Annotated in this window: 14 protein-coding genes and 1 pseudogene; 4 read left to right on the top strand and 11 right to left on the bottom strand. The window is 64.0% G+C overall.

Annotated features, from left to right (window positions below):
• Positions 1 to 99: 99 nt before the first annotated feature.
• The 4 genes from NKI96_RS25345 to tesB form a co-directional block, all read right to left on the bottom strand.
• Positions 100 to 2,769: a DNA translocase FtsK gene (locus NKI96_RS25345; RefSeq protein ID WP_352806804.1), complete on the bottom strand. Its 2,670-nt coding sequence runs from the start codon at positions 2,767 to 2,769 to the stop codon at positions 100 to 102.
• Positions 2,770 to 3,115: 346 nt separating this feature from the next.
• Positions 3,116 to 4,546, bottom strand: coding sequence for an ammonium transporter (locus tag NKI96_RS25350; RefSeq protein WP_023670498.1), 1,431 nt, complete (start codon positions 4,544 to 4,546; stop codon positions 3,116 to 3,118).
• Between the two features lie 31 nt (positions 4,547 to 4,577).
• The gene (locus NKI96_RS25355) at positions 4,578 to 4,916 is read right to left on the bottom strand and encodes a P-II family nitrogen regulator (protein ID WP_023670499.1); all 339 of its coding nucleotides are present in this window, start codon (positions 4,914 to 4,916) and stop codon (positions 4,578 to 4,580) included.
• Positions 4,917 to 5,134: 218 nt separating this feature from the next.
• Positions 5,135 to 6,010 carry an acyl-CoA thioesterase II gene (gene tesB, locus NKI96_RS25360; RefSeq protein WP_023687727.1) on the bottom strand — a complete coding sequence of 292 codons (876 nt, stop codon included), beginning with the start codon at positions 6,008 to 6,010 and terminating at the stop codon, positions 5,135 to 5,137.
• A gap of 112 nt (positions 6,011 to 6,122) precedes the next feature.
• Here tesB and NKI96_RS25365 point away from each other — a divergent pair, with 112 nt between their 5' ends.
• Positions 6,123 to 7,379, top strand: a complete 1,257-nt coding sequence (locus NKI96_RS25365) for a ubiquinone biosynthesis hydroxylase (protein WP_352806807.1) — start codon at positions 6,123 to 6,125, stop codon at positions 7,377 to 7,379.
• A gap of 22 nt (positions 7,380 to 7,401) precedes the next feature.
• On the opposite strand, the gene plsY is transcribed toward NKI96_RS25365, so the two are convergent.
• Together plsY and NKI96_RS25375 are read right to left on the bottom strand one after the other, a co-directional pair.
• Positions 7,402 to 8,040 (bottom strand): glycerol-3-phosphate 1-O-acyltransferase PlsY, encoded by a 639-nt coding sequence (gene plsY, locus NKI96_RS25370; RefSeq protein WP_023670502.1) that lies wholly within the window; start codon positions 8,038 to 8,040, stop codon positions 7,402 to 7,404.
• 16 nt (positions 8,041 to 8,056) lie between these two features.
• Positions 8,057 to 8,587 carry a hypothetical protein gene (locus NKI96_RS25375; protein WP_023670503.1) on the bottom strand — a complete coding sequence of 177 codons (531 nt, stop codon included), beginning with the start codon at positions 8,585 to 8,587 and terminating at the stop codon, positions 8,057 to 8,059.
• A 196-nt stretch (positions 8,588 to 8,783) separates the two neighbouring features.
• On the opposite strand from NKI96_RS25375, the pseudogene NKI96_RS25380 reads away from it, so the two are divergent.
• Both NKI96_RS25380 and NKI96_RS25385 read left to right on the top strand, forming a co-directional pair.
• Positions 8,784 to 9,374 (top strand): annotated as a pseudogene (locus NKI96_RS25380) (FGGY-family carbohydrate kinase); the annotation flags it as partial.
• Positions 9,371 to 10,978: a GMC family oxidoreductase gene (locus NKI96_RS25385; RefSeq protein WP_023747371.1), complete on the top strand. Its 1,608-nt coding sequence runs from the start codon at positions 9,371 to 9,373 to the stop codon at positions 10,976 to 10,978. The pseudogene NKI96_RS25380 and the gene NKI96_RS25385, both read left to right, overlap by 4 nt.
• Before the next feature lie 12 nt (positions 10,979 to 10,990).
• On the opposite strand, the gene NKI96_RS25390 is transcribed toward NKI96_RS25385, so the two are convergent.
• Entirely contained in the window at positions 10,991 to 11,347 is a 357-nt protein-coding gene (locus NKI96_RS25390) for a YciI family protein (RefSeq protein WP_023698373.1), read from the bottom strand.
• The gene (locus tag NKI96_RS25395; protein WP_023698372.1) at positions 11,344 to 11,559 is read right to left on the bottom strand and encodes a hypothetical protein; all 216 of its coding nucleotides are present in this window, start codon (positions 11,557 to 11,559) and stop codon (positions 11,344 to 11,346) included. The genes NKI96_RS25390 and NKI96_RS25395 overlap by 4 nt, the downstream gene beginning before the upstream one ends.
• A 219-nt stretch (positions 11,560 to 11,778) precedes the next feature.
• Between NKI96_RS25395 and NKI96_RS25400 the strand changes: the two genes are divergently transcribed.
• Positions 11,779 to 12,204: an OsmC family protein gene (locus tag NKI96_RS25400; RefSeq protein ID WP_023670508.1), complete on the top strand. Its 426-nt coding sequence runs from the start codon at positions 11,779 to 11,781 to the stop codon at positions 12,202 to 12,204.
• A gap of 205 nt (positions 12,205 to 12,409) precedes the next feature.
• Here NKI96_RS25400 and NKI96_RS25405 read toward each other — a convergent pair whose 3' ends face one another.
• The 3 genes from NKI96_RS25405 to NKI96_RS25415 form a co-directional block, all read right to left on the bottom strand.
• On the bottom strand, positions 12,410 to 13,042 hold the full coding sequence (locus NKI96_RS25405; RefSeq protein WP_352741021.1) for a YceH family protein: 633 nt from the start codon (positions 13,040 to 13,042) through the stop codon (positions 12,410 to 12,412).
• The gene (locus NKI96_RS25410) at positions 13,039 to 13,785 is read right to left on the bottom strand and encodes a nucleotidyltransferase domain-containing protein (protein WP_023730237.1); all 747 of its coding nucleotides are present in this window, start codon (positions 13,783 to 13,785) and stop codon (positions 13,039 to 13,041) included. The genes NKI96_RS25405 and NKI96_RS25410 overlap by 4 nt, the downstream gene beginning before the upstream one ends.
• Before the next feature lie 65 nt (positions 13,786 to 13,850).
• Entirely contained in the window at positions 13,851 to 14,630 is a 780-nt protein-coding gene (locus NKI96_RS25415; protein WP_023670510.1) for a succinate dehydrogenase iron-sulfur subunit, read from the bottom strand.
• Positions 14,631 to 14,659: the final 29 nt, after the last annotated feature.

Genomic DNA, 14,659 nt, shown 5'->3' on the forward strand with positions numbered 1-14,659 from the left:
GTGGACCCCCAGTTAGACTTAAGTTTGGCGGGCCGGACAGCGCTCAGTCGCTGTAACGCGCCAAAAGGTTCAAGGTTGCCGCCGGGCCGTATCGGCTGATCAGAACTTGTCGTCCTCGGTCGGCACCAGAATTTCGCGTTTGCCGGCATGGTTGGCCGGGCCGACAATGCCTTCCTTCTCCATCTTCTCGATGATCGAGGCGGCGCGGTTGTAGCCGATGCCGAGCCGGCGCTGGATATAGCTGGTCGACGCCTTGCCGTCGCGCAGCACGACCGAGACCGCCTGGTCGTAGGGATCGTCGGAATCCTCGAAATTGCTGTTGCCGCCACCACCAGCGCCGCCCTTGCCCGACGGCTCGTCATCGTCCTCGCCGTCATCCTCGGTGATGGCGTCGAGATATTCGGGCACGCCCTGCAGCTTCAGATGGGCGACGATCTTCTCGACCTCGTCGTCGGCGACGAACGGGCCGTGCACGCGCTGGATGCGGCCGCCGCCGGCCATGTACAGCATGTCGCCCATGCCGAGCAGCTGCTCGGCGCCCTGCTCGCCCAGAATGGTGCGGCTGTCGATCTTCGACGTCACCTGAAAGGAGATACGGGTCGGGAAATTGGCCTTGATGGTGCCGGTGATGACGTCGACCGACGGACGCTGCGTCGCCATGATGACATGGATGCCGGCCGCGCGCGCCATCTGTGCCAGGCGCTGCACCGCGCCTTCGATGTCCTTGCCGGCGACCATCATCAAATCGGCCATCTCGTCGATGATGACGACGATGTAGGGCATCGGCTCGAGATCGAGGTTCTCGGTCTCGTAGATCGCCTCGCCGGTCTGGCGGTCGAAGCCGGTCTGCACGGTGCGCGAGATTTTTTCGCCCTTCTTTTCAGCCAACTGCACGCGCGCGTTGAAGCCGTCGATGTTGCGCACGCCGACCTTGGACATCTTGCGGTAGCGGTCCTCCATCTCGCGCACCGTCCACTTCAACGCCACCACGGCCTTCTTCGGGTCGGTGACCACCGGGGTCAGCAGGTGCGGGATGCCGTCATAGACGGAGAGTTCGAGCATCTTCGGGTCGATCATGATCAGCCGGCAGTCCTGCGGCGTCAGCTTGTAGAGCAGCGACAGGATCATGGTGTTGATGGCGACGGACTTGCCGGAGCCGGTGGTGCCGGCGACCAGCACATGCGGCATCTTGGCGATGTCGACGATCACCGCCTCGCCATTGATGGTCTTGCCCAGCGCCAGCGCCAGCTTGGACTTGGTCGTCTCGAAATCGCGGCTGGCCAGGATCTCCCGGAGATAGACGGTCTCGCGCTTGGCATTCGGCAATTCGATGCCGATGGCGTTGCGGCCGGGCACCACGGCGACGCGGCAGGCAATCGCGCTCATCGAGCGGGCGATGTCGTCGGACAGGCCGATGACGCGCGACGATTTGATGCCGGGCGCCGGCTCCAACTCATAGAGCGTGACCACCGGGCCGGGCCGTACCGCGATAATCTCGCCCTTGACGCCGAAATCCTCCAGAACGCCTTCGAGCAGGCGCGCATTCTGCTCCAGTGCGTCCTTGGACAGGCTGGCGTCGCGCACCACGTTCTTCGGCTCCGACAGGAAATGCAGCGACGGCATTTCGAATGTTTCCGAGCCGATCAGCGAGGTCTGCGCCTCGCGCTGGACGCGCGCGCCGGGAGCGGGACGCGGCGCAGGTGCGGCGACGCGGGTCGCTGCATCGGAGCGGAAGTTCTGCACCTTGGCGTTCGTCGCGGCACGGCGCTGGACCGGCTCGTCGTCGAGTTCGACCTCCTCGTCGCCATTGTCGAAACCGGCATCGAGGACGTCGTCATCGTCCGGATCGACGGAAACGCTGCGGTCATTGACCATGGCGGCGAAGAACTCCGGCTCGACGCGGGCGCGGCCATCCGGGCTCATCCGCGCTTCGGCGAATTCCGCCGATTCGACCCGTTCGGCGGCGCGGCGCCATGCGGTGGAGCGCTGCTCCATCTCCGGCTCGAACTCGTCGCGCTCCTGCTGGCGGCGCACAGCCCGGCGATGCATCCAGGCGCGGAAAGACAGCCACCAGTGGGTAACGGCGCCGAGCGCCAGTATCCCCTCGTCGCCCTCGTCCTCGTCTTCGTCGAAGAGCAGGTCGTCCTCTCGGGGATCGGGCTCCGCGGTGCGCTCCATGACGGCAAAGCCGTTCTTGCGCGCAATCAGCGCCGAGCCATAGGTAAACAGCCACAGCGCCGGCGCAATGAGCACCATGGCAATGATGCTGGCAACGATGCCGGTCGGGTAGCCGCCAATGACCAGGCCCGGAATATTGAGCACCATGTCGCCGAACACACCGCCGAGGCCGGTCGGCAACGGCCACGTCTTGGGCGGCACCACGCAGCCGGCCATCGCCGCCGCGAGCAGCGCGAAGCCGAACCAGGCAAGGCCGCGCTTCGGCAGCCTGTCGACGCCGCGCGCCGAAAACAGGAGAAAGCCCCAGATCACCGCCGGCACCAGGGCGGCAACCGCGGCAAGGCCGAAGAACTGCATGGCGAGGTCGGAGAATACCGCGCCCGCATAGCCCATGGCGTTGGTGACGATGTTGTCGGTGGCGTGCGAGAAGCTGGGATCGGCGACGTTCCAGGTCGCCAGCGCCGCGACGCCAAAGGCGACCAGCGCAAACAGGCCGGCGCCGACCAGCCGCCCGACCTGGCGCCGCGCGAATGCCTGGATGCCGTGCCCCGTATCGGTCAGCGCGAGCGGTGCTGAAGCCCCTGAACGCATGCTTCGTTCCCCGTCTGTCATGGACTGGCCGGGCGCATGACGCACTCCGGCAGATTCGGATGTCAGACTATCGGGGGGAAGGTTAAGGCCGCATTAACTATACGCACCCAGAGCCACGATCTTGCTCACTCCACTGTAGGCAGTCTCAACAGTTCGGAACCAATCCGGTCGACGTCTCCCCGCCGGCGGCCATCACTAGAACGTGATTGCGCAGGGACCGAGGCCTGCCAGCACGGTTGCCAAAAAGAGAGGCCCGGAATGACCCGGGCCTCAAAGCGTGAACTCCTTTCGGGAGCGTCACGACGGGATGGGAGAATGCGGGGCGGCCGAGGCCGCCCCGCAAGGCTTACGAGTGGTAGGCCGCTTCGCCATGCGAAGTCAGGTCGAGGCCTTCGCGCTCGGCGTCGGCTGTCGGACGCAGACCGATGATCAAGTCGACGACCTTGTAGAGGATTGCGCTGCCGATGCCCGACCACAGCAGGGTTACCAGGACGCCTTTGCCCTGCGCCAGGAGCTGCGTGGCCGTGCCGGCATAGCCGGCGGCGAAGTCGGCCGTCGAATAGTCGACGATGCCGGCGCCGCCGAGGGCGGGATTGACCAGAATGCCAGTGCCTAGCGCACCGATGATGCCACCGACGCAGTGGACGCCGAAGACATCGAGGCTGTCATCATAGTCGAACGTGTTCTTCACCACCGAGACGAAGAAGTAGCAGACGAAGGTGGCGACGATGCCAAGCACGATAGCGCCCATCGGGCCGGCAAAACCTGCAGCCGGCGTAATCGCGACGAGGCCGGTGACCGCGCCCGAAACAGCGCCGAGCATGGAGGCTTTGCCGCGCAGCAGCGATTCAAGCACGATCCAGGCCACTGCCGCCGCCGCCGTGGCGACGAAGGTGTTGATCATCGCCAGCACCGCATAGGCGTTCGCTTCGAGGTTCGAACCGGCGTTGAAGCCGAACCAGCCGACCCACAGCAATGAAGCGCCGACCATGGTCAGCGTCATCGAGTGCGGCGCCATGATGTCCTTCTTGTAGCCGATGCGCTTGCCGATCATCAGCGCGCCGACGAGACCGGCAATGCCCGCATTGATGTGAACGACCGTGCCGCCGGCGAAGTCGATGGCGCCGAAGCTGAAGATCAGGCCGGACGGGTCGGCATAGGCGCTCGGGCCGCCCCAGAACCAGACCATGTGCGCGATCGGGAAGTAGATTAACGTCACCCATAGGATAACGAAAAGGATCAAGGCGGAGAATTTGACGCGTTCGGCGAATGCGCCGACGATCAGGGCGGGCGTGATGCAGGCGAAGGTCATCTGGAAGACGACGAACACCAGTTCAGGAATGGCGACGCCCTTGCTGAAGGTTTCCGAAAGCGTCGATACGTTGACGCCGGAGAGAAACATCTTCGAAAGGCCGCCGACGAAGGCGTTGCCCGGGGTGAAGGCGAGGCTGTAGCCGTAGAAGACCCAGATGATCATGACCACGCTGGTGATGGTGAAGACCTGCATCAGCACCGACAGCATGTTCTTGGTACGAACCAGGCCGCCGTAGAAAAGCGCAAGGCCGGGAATGGTCATCAACAGCACCAGCACGGTGGAAATCATCATCCACGTGGTGTCGCCCTTGTCGACGGTAAAAGCCGGCGCTGCTGGCGCTGCCGCCGCGACGGCGGGAGCCGCCTCCTGCGCGAAGGCAGCAACCGTGCCCAATGCTCCGAGCGCTAAGGAGCCCAGCAGCGCGGAGCGCGCCACTGACTTCAAGGTGGAAGGTATATTCATTGAACTCTCCATTGGAATACGTGTTCGCCGCTCAAAGTGCGTCGGTGTCTGTTTCGCCGGTACGGATGCGCACCGCCTGATCGATGCCGAAGACGAAGATCTTGCCGTCGCCGATCTGGCCGGTCTTGGCCGCCGCCGTGATGGCTTCGACGGCCTTGTCGACCAGATCTGTGCTAACCGCGACTTCGATCTTGATTTTCGGCAGGAAACTGACCGCGTATTCCGCCCCGCGATAGATTTCCGTGTGTCCCTTCTGACGCCCGTAGCCTTTGACTTCGGTGACGGTCAGGCCCTGGATGCCGACGGCGGTGAGTGCTTCGCGCACCTCGTCGAGCTTGAACGGCTTGATGATTGCCATCACGATTTTCATAAGGTTTCACCCTTTGCTGTTGCGGTCCCCCGCGTTTGCACACCTTCACCGATCCCAAAAAGCCCGGAGAGTGCCCAACAGGATTCAAGCTCCGTGCCAGTTGCCGAAGCAGGGTGTTAACTCATTGTAAATAAACGGATCGCTCGAGTCGCGGCGGCACGATGGGCACTGTCAACGGACAGTCACTGATTAAAAAGTAGGCAATTTTTCGAAAATGCCTATTCGGCAGGCGGCCGCTTCAGCCGGATCAAGCCTTCCTGGGCAACCGAGGCGATCAGCGTGCCGTCGCGGGCAAACAGCGAGCCGCGGGTGAAGCCGCGCGACCCCTGCGTCGACGGGCTGTCCTGCGTGTACAGGATCCAGTCATCGAGCGGATGGCTGCGATGGAACCACATCGCATGGTCGAGGCTCGCCGCCTGGATGTCGCGGTCGAAAATGGCGCGGCCGTGCGCAAAGGTCGAGGTGTCGAGCAGCGTCATGTCGGAGAGGTAGGCAAGCACCGCCGCCTGGATGCCGCGGTCGGCCGGCACCGGGCCGGTGGTGCGGATCCAGATGTTCTGCTGCGGCTCCAGCTTTTCGCGGCTGGTGTAATGCTTCAGCATCACCGGCTTCATCTCGATCGGCCGGTCACGCTCCCAGTAGCGCTTGATGCCGTCCGGCACCGCCTCGCCGAACTTGCCCAGCAATTCGCGCTGCGACAACAGGCTGTCGGGCGGCGGCACGTCGCGCGGCATCGGCAGCTGATGCTCAAGGCCAACCTCGTCCTGCTGGAACGAGGCTTCCAGCGAAAAGATCGCCTGGCCGTGCTGGATCGCCACCACGCGCCGCGTGGTGAAGGAGCCGCCATCGCGGATGCGGTCGACCTCGTAGACGATCGGCACCTTGGTGTCGCCGGGCCGCATGAAATAGCCGTGCAGCGAATGCACGTGGCGCTCGGGCTCGACGGTGCGCTGCGCGGCGACCAGCGCCTGGGCGATGGTCTGGCCGCCGAAAACGCGCTGCCAGTCGAGCTTGGGGCTGCGACCACGGTAAAGATTGTGTTCCAGCTGCTCGAGGTCGAGAATGCTGAGAAGCTCGTCCATGGCCGCCGTCATGCTTCGTGACCTCGCCGTAAGATGCTATGGCGGTTTCCGACAGGAATGGCGGGCAGTCAAGGCCGGAATGCCCCAGTGGGCGGGGATGGTCGAGACTTCGAAAGGAATTGACATGGCGAACCGCAACCCGGACGCAAAAACCCCGCTCGACGTGCTGGTCGCTGGCGCCGGCTATGTCGGCCTCGCGGCCGCCGTGTCGCTGAAACAGGCGCGGCCGGGCCTCGCCGTGGCGGTCGTTGATGCTGCCCCCGCCGGCGTCTGGCAGAAGGACCGCCGCGCCTCGGCGATCGCCGCCGCCGCCTGCCGCATGCTCGACCAGCTCGGCGTCTGGCAGGAAATCGTCGGGCAATCGCAGGCGATCACCGAGATGATCGTCACCGATTCGCGCACCGCCGATCCGGTGCGTCCGGTGTTTCTCACCTTCGATGGCGAGGTCGCGCCGGGCGAACCGTTCGCCCACATGGTCGCCAACAAGGACCTGAACAGCGCCTTGCGCCGCCGCGCGCAAAAGCTCGGCATCGACATCATCGAAGGTGTCGCGGTCGCATCGTTCGACGGCAATGGCGCCGGCATCACCGTGCATCTGGCCGACGGCGTGGCGATTGAGGCGCGGCTGCTGGTCGCCGCCGACGGCGTCAATTCCAAATTGCGCGACATGGCCGGCATCAAGACGGTGAAATGGGAATATGGCCAGTCCGGCATCGTCTGCACGGTGGCGCATGAGCGCCCGCACAATGGCCGCGCCGAAGAGCATTTTCTGCCGGCCGGCCCGTTTGCAACGCTGCCGCTCAAGCCGACCGAGGACGGCACCAACCGTTCGTCGCTGGTCTGGGTCGAACGTTCCGAGGATGCCGAAAAGCTGGTCTCGGGCGACGACCTCGTCTTCGAGCAGGAGCTTGAATCGCGCTTCGGCCTGAAGCTCGGCGAAATCCGCGTCACCGACAAGCCGCGCGCCTGGCCGCTCGGCCTGACCATCGCGCGCGCCTTCGTCGCCCCGCGCGTAGCACTTGCCGGCGACGCCGCGCACGGCATCCACCCGATCGCCGGCCAGGGCCTCAATCTCGGCTTCAAGGATGTGGCGGCCCTTGCCGAAGTGGTGGTCGAGGCCGATCGCTTGGGACAGGATATCGGCGCGCTCGCCGTGCTCGAGCGCTACCAGCAATGGCGCCGCTTCGACACGGTGCAGATGGGCGTCACCACAGATGTGCTGAACCGGCTGTTTTCCAACGACATCGGCCCGCTGCGCCAGCTCCGCGACATAGGCCTCGGCCTTGTCGAACGGATGCCCAGGCTGAAGGAGTTCTTCATCCGCCAGGCGTCGGGGTTGTCCAACGGCACACCACGGCTGCTCAAGGGTGAGGCGATTTAGGCCGGGAATGAGTGCCGCTTTGTCATAGACGCGGCTCGGCTCCTGACATCAGCCGCGCAATGTTGGCGCGGTGGCGCACGATCACGTAGATGCCGCCGGCGATGACCAGCAACCGGTAGGGCAATGGTTGTTCCATGCCGCCGACGAGGGCGATCGCGGTGAGCGCCGCCAGCATCGAACTCAGGGACACAATTCGGGAAACTGCCAACACCACGGCAAATGCCGTCGCCGCGCCTAGACCCACAGGCCAGGACATCGCCAACAAAACACCCAACCCCGTCGCAGCCGATTTGCCGCCGGTGAAATTCAGCCAGATCGAACGGCTATGCCCAAGCAAAACAGCGAGTCCGGCCAAGCATACAACCCAAGGAGCCCAAACGGGCATATCAGATATTGCCGACGGCGGCGTTGCGGAAGACCAGAAACAAAACCAACGGGCAAAGATGACCGCTGCCGCCCCTTTCAGCACGTCCACCAGAAGCACCACCAATGCTGGCCATTTCCCGAGTGTGCGCAATACATTTGTCGCACCGGTGGACTTGGAGCCGTGCTCCCGGATATCGATGCCCTTAAGCAGTTTCCCCGCCAGATAGCCGGCAGGCGTAGAGCCGATAAGGTAAGCGGCAGCCGATCCTACCACGCTCGCTATCCAGAATGACATGCGCCCGGGCTGTTTCTCAGTTGACCTCAAACCCCAGCTTCTGCCGCAGTCGCAGCATGCGTTGGTCGGCGACCTTGAAACTCTGCTCGCCGCTCTTGGCAACACGATCCAGCATCTGCAGCAGGTCTTCGCGCTCATGCGGATCGAGGCGCTCGCGCAGGAAGGGCGCCAGCTTGTCGATGACGATCGTCGTGTCGTCGATCTGCGCCGCGGCCCATTTGGCGTAGACGACGGCTTCATCGGTCTTCTTCTGGTTGTCCGCAATCTGCGAGATCACCTCGCGGATGACCGTTTCACGCTTCGGCAGGATCGGGCCGTGCTCCGCTGCCAGTGCGGTGATCAGCGTTGCCGCCGCCACCACCGGATCGTCGATCGCCGTCAGCGGCGACAGCGCCGCTTGCTTGCGCAGCTTCTTGCGCCTTATGTTGCCCTGGACGCGGCCGACGACGTCGGCGACCTCGCGCGCGGCTTCGTTCATGGCCTTCATGCGATACCACCAGAACGCCCCGGCTCCCAGCACGCCGAGAATAGCAATCAGGAAAGGCATGTCGAATTCCCCCGAAAATGCGGCGACGATAGGAGAACTCCGGCGTTGCTTCAACACGCAAGAATTGTATCTGATGAGAAAACAGAGCTGGCCCCCTAATCATCCAGACGCCGAGATCGGGCGTCCTGGGTTCAGGTCGCTCGTCACGGGCACTAATGATGCAACCGCTTAGCGATAACGCTGACTTCGCATCGAGCGCGGTGCCCATCATGACGATCCGTTCGGCCACTGCAACGCGGCTGTCGGCGCGGTGACGCCAACCTGGGACGATCCGATGTTCCACCCGTTTCTCTACGGGTCGGGACAAGGGGCGGAGTTCCGCGCCGGCTTCTACGGCCTCGCCGGCTGGCATAGGGAAGGCCATATGCTGCGCGCGCTGTTCGAGGGCGTGATGTTCGAGCACCGGCGCCACATCAATGTTCTGAAGGACGCCGGTGTCAGCTTCGACAAAGCGGTCCTGTCCGGCGGCGGTTCGCGCAGCGAGCACTGGCCGCAGATCTTCGCCGACGGGCTTGGCGTGCCGATCACCGTCCCTGAAGCACGCGAGACCGGCGCACTTGGTGCGGCGATCGGCGCCGGGGTCGCGGCCGGCCTGTTCGCCGACTATGAGGCCGGCGTCGACGCCATGACCCGGTCAAGCGCCGCCTACCGTCCGAACCCGGCCATGCAGGACCATTACAACAGGCGTTATCGCGCCTATTGCGGCCTTGCCGATACGCTGCGATCGTTCTGGGCCGAACACGCCGCAGAACCGAGTAGAACACCGCCGAGTAAACCACCGCAATGACCCAACGGCTCGATGGCGACTACGACTACATCATTGTCGGCGCAGGCACCGCCGGCTGCGTGCTGGCCAATCGCCTGAGCGAAAACCCGGCGACGCGCGTGCTGCTGCTCGAGGCCGGCGGCAGCGACAATTATCACTGGGTGCATATCCCGGTCGGCTATCTCTATTGCATCGGCAATCCGCGCACCGACTGGATGATGAAGACTGCCCCCGAAGCCGGCCTGAACGGCCGCTCGCTGGTCTATCCCCGCGGCAAGGTGCTGGGCGGCTGCACCTCGGTCAACGGCATGATCTACATGCGGGGACAGGCGGCGGACTACGATGGCTGGCGGCAGATGGGCAATGTCGGCTGGGGCTGGGACGATGTGCTGCCCTACTTCCTCAAATCCGAGGACCATCATGGCGGCAAGACCGAGCTGCATGGCTCCCGCGGCGAATGGAAAGTGGCGCGGCAACGCCTGTCGTGGCCGATCCTGAACACCGTGCAGGAGGCGGCCAAGGAATTCGGCATCATGCCGCGCGAGGATTTTAACGACGGCGACAATGAGGGGTCCGGCTTCTTCGAAGTCAACCAGAGCAAGGGCGTGCGCTGGAACACAGCCAAGGCATTCTTGCGCCCGGCGCTGCGGCGGCCGAACCTCAGGCTGGTCGTCAACGCGCATGTCGAGACGGTGTTGTTCGAGGGCAAGCGTGCTATCGGCGTTTGTTATCGCGTCGGCGGCCAAACCATCGAGGCAAAGGCCAGGAGCGAGGTGCTGCTGACCGCCGGCTCGATCAACACGCCGAAACTGCTGGAGCTTTCCGGGGTCGGCGAGCCGGATCGCCTCGCCGCGCTCGGCATCGATGTGGTTCACGCCAGCCCCGATGTCGGCGAGAACCTTCAGGACCATCTGCAGATCCGCACTGTCTACAAAGTGTCGTCGGCGCTGACGCTCAACACGCTAGCCAACAGCCTGAGCGGCAAGGCGAAGATCGCGCTGCAATATGCCTTTGGCCGCTCGGGACCGATGTCGATGGCGCCGAGCCAGTTCGGCATGTTCTCGAAATCCGATCCGTCGATGGCGACGCCGGACCTGGAGTACCACGTCCAGCCCTTGTCTACCGACCGGCTGGGCGACCCGCTGCACCCGTTCCCGGCAATCACCATGTCGGTCTGCAATCTGCGGCCCGAGAGCGTCGGCTCGGTGCACGCTACGACGCGCGAGCTGGCCGTGCAGCCGGAGATCCGGCTGAACTACCTCTCTACGGCGCGCGACCGCGAGATCGCGCTGCGTTCGGTGCGCCAGGCGCGCAGCATCATGACCGCCAAGGCTCTTGCCGGCTTCCATCCGGAAGAAATCCTGCCTGGTCTCGCCCACCAGTCGGACGAGGACCTGCTGCACCAGATCGGCTCGATCGCGACGACCATCTTCCACCCGGTCGGCACCTGTAGGATGGGTGTCGACGGCCGCGCCGTCGTCAGCCCGGACCTGCGCGTGACCGGTATCGAGGGGCTGCGGATCATCGACGCGTCGATCATGCCGCGCATCGTCTCCGGCAACACCGCCTCGCCAGTGGTGATGATCGCCGAGAAGGCGGCGGATATGATCCGCCGGCCTGCATGACGTCGCCGCCGCCTATGACCCCGGCACGTCGTAGATCGCCCTGACTTCGACGGTGCCGATTTCAGCCAGCGGAATTTTGCCGGCGATCTCCAGCGCCTTGTCGAGAGTGTCGGCTTCGATCATGACGAAACCAAGCAACTGCTCCTTGGTTTCGGCAAACGGACCGTCAGTGATCAGCCGCTTGCCTTGGCGCCGCCGCACCGTCTTCGACGTCTTCACCGATTGCAGCGCCTGCGCGATGATCAGCTTGCCTTGCTGGTCCAATGACCGGTCATAGGCCATCGAATCGGCGTCGAGCTTGGCCAGACGCTCAGGCGTCATGGCATGGAGGTCCTTTTCCTCGCCGTAGACCAGACAGACATATTTCATTTCCAGCTCCCTTGCTGTGACGAACCATAGGTGATCACGGCGCCGGCGGCATCCTTGCCGGCAGCAGCGTGGTCGAGCACGCAGACCGCAATGCCGATCACGGCGACCGCAGCAAGCAGCCGGCCGAAGCCGGAAGGTCGCGAGCACTCGATCTCGTGTAGACGCGCGCTTTTGTCGGCGTCGTTCCAATGGGCAGAAAACAGATTGTTCATCTTGGATCTCCATCCGCCACGAGAATCCGTGGACGCTCGCAGGACGGCCGGCGCCGATGCAAGTCGACATTTTTGCACGCACATTTTTTCAGAAAAATTTGCAGGGCACGCCGGCGTCGCATCCGGCCGAAACAGCGCGGTGGTCTTCCCCTGCCGCCGCGCTATAGTTGGAGGGAACGCCGCGTGGCCGGCGCTGTCGCTGTAATCAAGGAGAATTCTATGGACCGTACCGCAAACGCCGTCTGGAAAGGCAATCTGAAGGAGGGCACGGGCACGCTCGACAGCCAGAGCGGCACCTTGAAGGGCACGCCCTATTCGTTCAAGGCTCGCTTCGAGGACGAGAGCGGCAAATCCGGCACCAATCCCGAAGAGTTGATCGCGGCGGCACACGCCGGATGCTACGCCATGCAGCTGTCGCATTTCCTGGCCGAGAACGGCACGCCCGCCACCGAGCTCGACGCCAAGGCGGTGGTGACGCTGGTCCCCGGCACCGGCATCACCGGCAGCGCCATCACCCTGATCGGCAAGGTACCGGGCATCGATGCGGCGAAGTTCAAGGAATTGGCCGAGAAGGCCAAGGCCGAATGCCCGGTTTCGAAGGCGCTCGGCGCCATCAAAGTGTCGCTCGACGCGAAACTGGGGTGATCCGCCGATTTTGCCCGGGGTAGCGATTCTTCGCGCCCCCCTCTGCCCTGCCGGGCATCTCCCGGGGAAATTGGAAGCTCGGTAGCTGGCACTCTTCTTTCGACGTTCGTAATTGGCGAAGGCCGGCGTGACATCTGATCTCCCCACTTGAGGGGGAGATGGCCGGCAGGCCAGAGGGGGTGCTGTCCCGCCGACGTCTCGGTTACTATTGGGCGCCCAGCGCATCAAGCCGGGCGCGAAGGGCTACGACTTCCTGCTCCAGAGCCTCCAATCTCGCTTCCAGGTCGGAAGCAGGCAAGGCCGGCGCGCTCCGCTGCACCGATAACGCCGCGACGTCCACCGGTCCTGCGAGCAGATGCATAAAACGGTCCTCGCGCTGCCCCGGCCCGCGCGGTATTTCCTGGACGAGCGGCGGGCGGCGGCCGATCAGCATGTCGAGTTCGCCACGCAGGTCCTCGACGGACGAAAACCGCGCCATGCGCTCAGCTCGCGCCAGCAACTCATGCGCCGTCTGCGGCCCGCGCAGCAAAAGCAGGCCGATCACCGCGGTCTGCGGCGTGGTCAGCGAGAAGCGCTGCGCCATCTGATGCTCATAGCGCTCGACGCGCGAGCCGAACATCTGACGCACCAGCCCCTTCTGCTCGAGCAGCTTGAGAGTCCGATGCACCTCCGTCTGCTCCAGCGCCATGACAGGCTCGCGCGCCGTCTTCTGGTTGGCGGCTGCAAGTGCTGCATTCAGCGTCAGCGGGTAGACATCCGGCGTCAGCTCCTTCTTCTCGATCAGGCAGCCGAGCACACGGGCTTCGACGGGATTGAGAATGGGAAGGTCATCGCTCATTGAAGTTCAGCCTCCCGGCGGTAAAATTCGGTTGCAAGGGCATGTTTGCGCGCTTGGCCGGCTTTGTCCCTGACGGGGCCGACTAGGTTCATTTCGTGGTGACCATAGCGGGCTTCGAGATAGCGCGCGATTGCGGTCGGGATGAGGCCCGAGCCCATCTCCCGCGTCCGGCTTTTGCGCTCGATCAGGCCGCGGATTTCGTCGCTGGCTTGAGCCGGTATCTCGGTCTGATCGAGGCATTCGCCAAGGTTCATCGGCGGCAGGCTGGCAAAGCCGCGCTGTTCCATCCAGTCGAGCGCCACGAGCGGGCGGATCAGATAGAACAGCTTCTTCAGCTTCACCTCGCCGGAGAAACTGCCGATCTTGGCGACATGCGAACGCGCAAGGCCGAGATAGTGGTGCGATACCTTCGCCGGATCGACGATCTCGGCCAGCAAATCGAGAAGGCGCTGGCGAAACCCCGAAACCTCCTCATAGACGATCGGCGACTTCGCCCATTCGACTATGACGGCATTGCCGCCAAGCGCCAGCAGCAACGCCTTGCGCAGATCCCAGCCGCCGGCATCGATCTCGCCTTCGATCGGAAACTCGATCACATCGCGCGCCTGCTGCAGCACGAGGTGATCGGTTACCGGTCTGATATAGACAAAGCGGCAGTCATAATCGCTGTCGGGAGACGGAAACCCCCAGGCGCGGCTGCCGCTTTCGATGGCAAACAGGATTTTTACAGGCTGGCTTCGCACCAGATCGAGGCGGGCGCGCAGCGCCGCGACGGCGTCCGGCGAAAAGTCGGCGGGTAGCGGCGGCGTCAGACTCTGCGCTCCACCATCATCTTCTTGATCTCGGCAATCGCCTTGGCCGGGTTGAGCCCCTTCGGGCAGGTCTGCGCGCAGTTCATGATGGTGTGGCAGCGGTAGAGCCGGAATGGGTCTTCGAGATCGTCGAGCCGTTCGCCCGTGGCTTCGTCGCGGCTGTCGATCAGCCAGCGATAGGCCTGCAGCAGCGTCGCCGGGCCGAGATAGCGGTCGCCGTTCCACCAATAGCTCGGGCACGAGGTCGAGCAGCAGGCGCATAGGATGCACTCGTAGAGCCCATCGAGCTTCTCGCGGTCTTCATGGCTCTGCAGCCATTCCTTGGCCGGCTCCGGCGACACTGTCTTCAGCCATGGCTGGATCGAGGCGTGCTGGGCGTAGAAATTGGTGAGGTCGGGCACCAGATCCTTGACCACCTGCATATGCGGCAGCGGGTAGACTTTTACCGCGCCGGAAATGTCGTCGCAGCCCTTGGTGCAGGCCAGCGTGTTGGAGCCATCGATGTTCATGGCGCAGGAGCCGCAAATGCCTTCGCGGCAGGAGCGGCGCAACGCCAGCGTCGGGTCGATCTTGTTCTTGATCCAGAGCAGCGCATCGAGCACCATCGGCCCACAATCGTCCATGTCGACGAAATAGGTGTCGATGCGCGGGTTCTCGTCATCGTCGGGCGACCAGCGGTAGATGCGGTATTCCCGCAGGTTGGTGGCGCCCTCCGGCTTCGGCCAGGTCTTGCCCGGCTGCACCTTGGAGTTCTTGGGAAGCGTGAGTTCGACCATTACCTCAGGTCCTTTCGGATGACGAGCTT

The organism is Mesorhizobium sp. M0292 (genome assembly GCF_040321695.1).
In the GTDB taxonomy this organism is placed as follows: domain Bacteria; phylum Pseudomonadota; class Alphaproteobacteria; order Rhizobiales; family Rhizobiaceae; genus Mesorhizobium.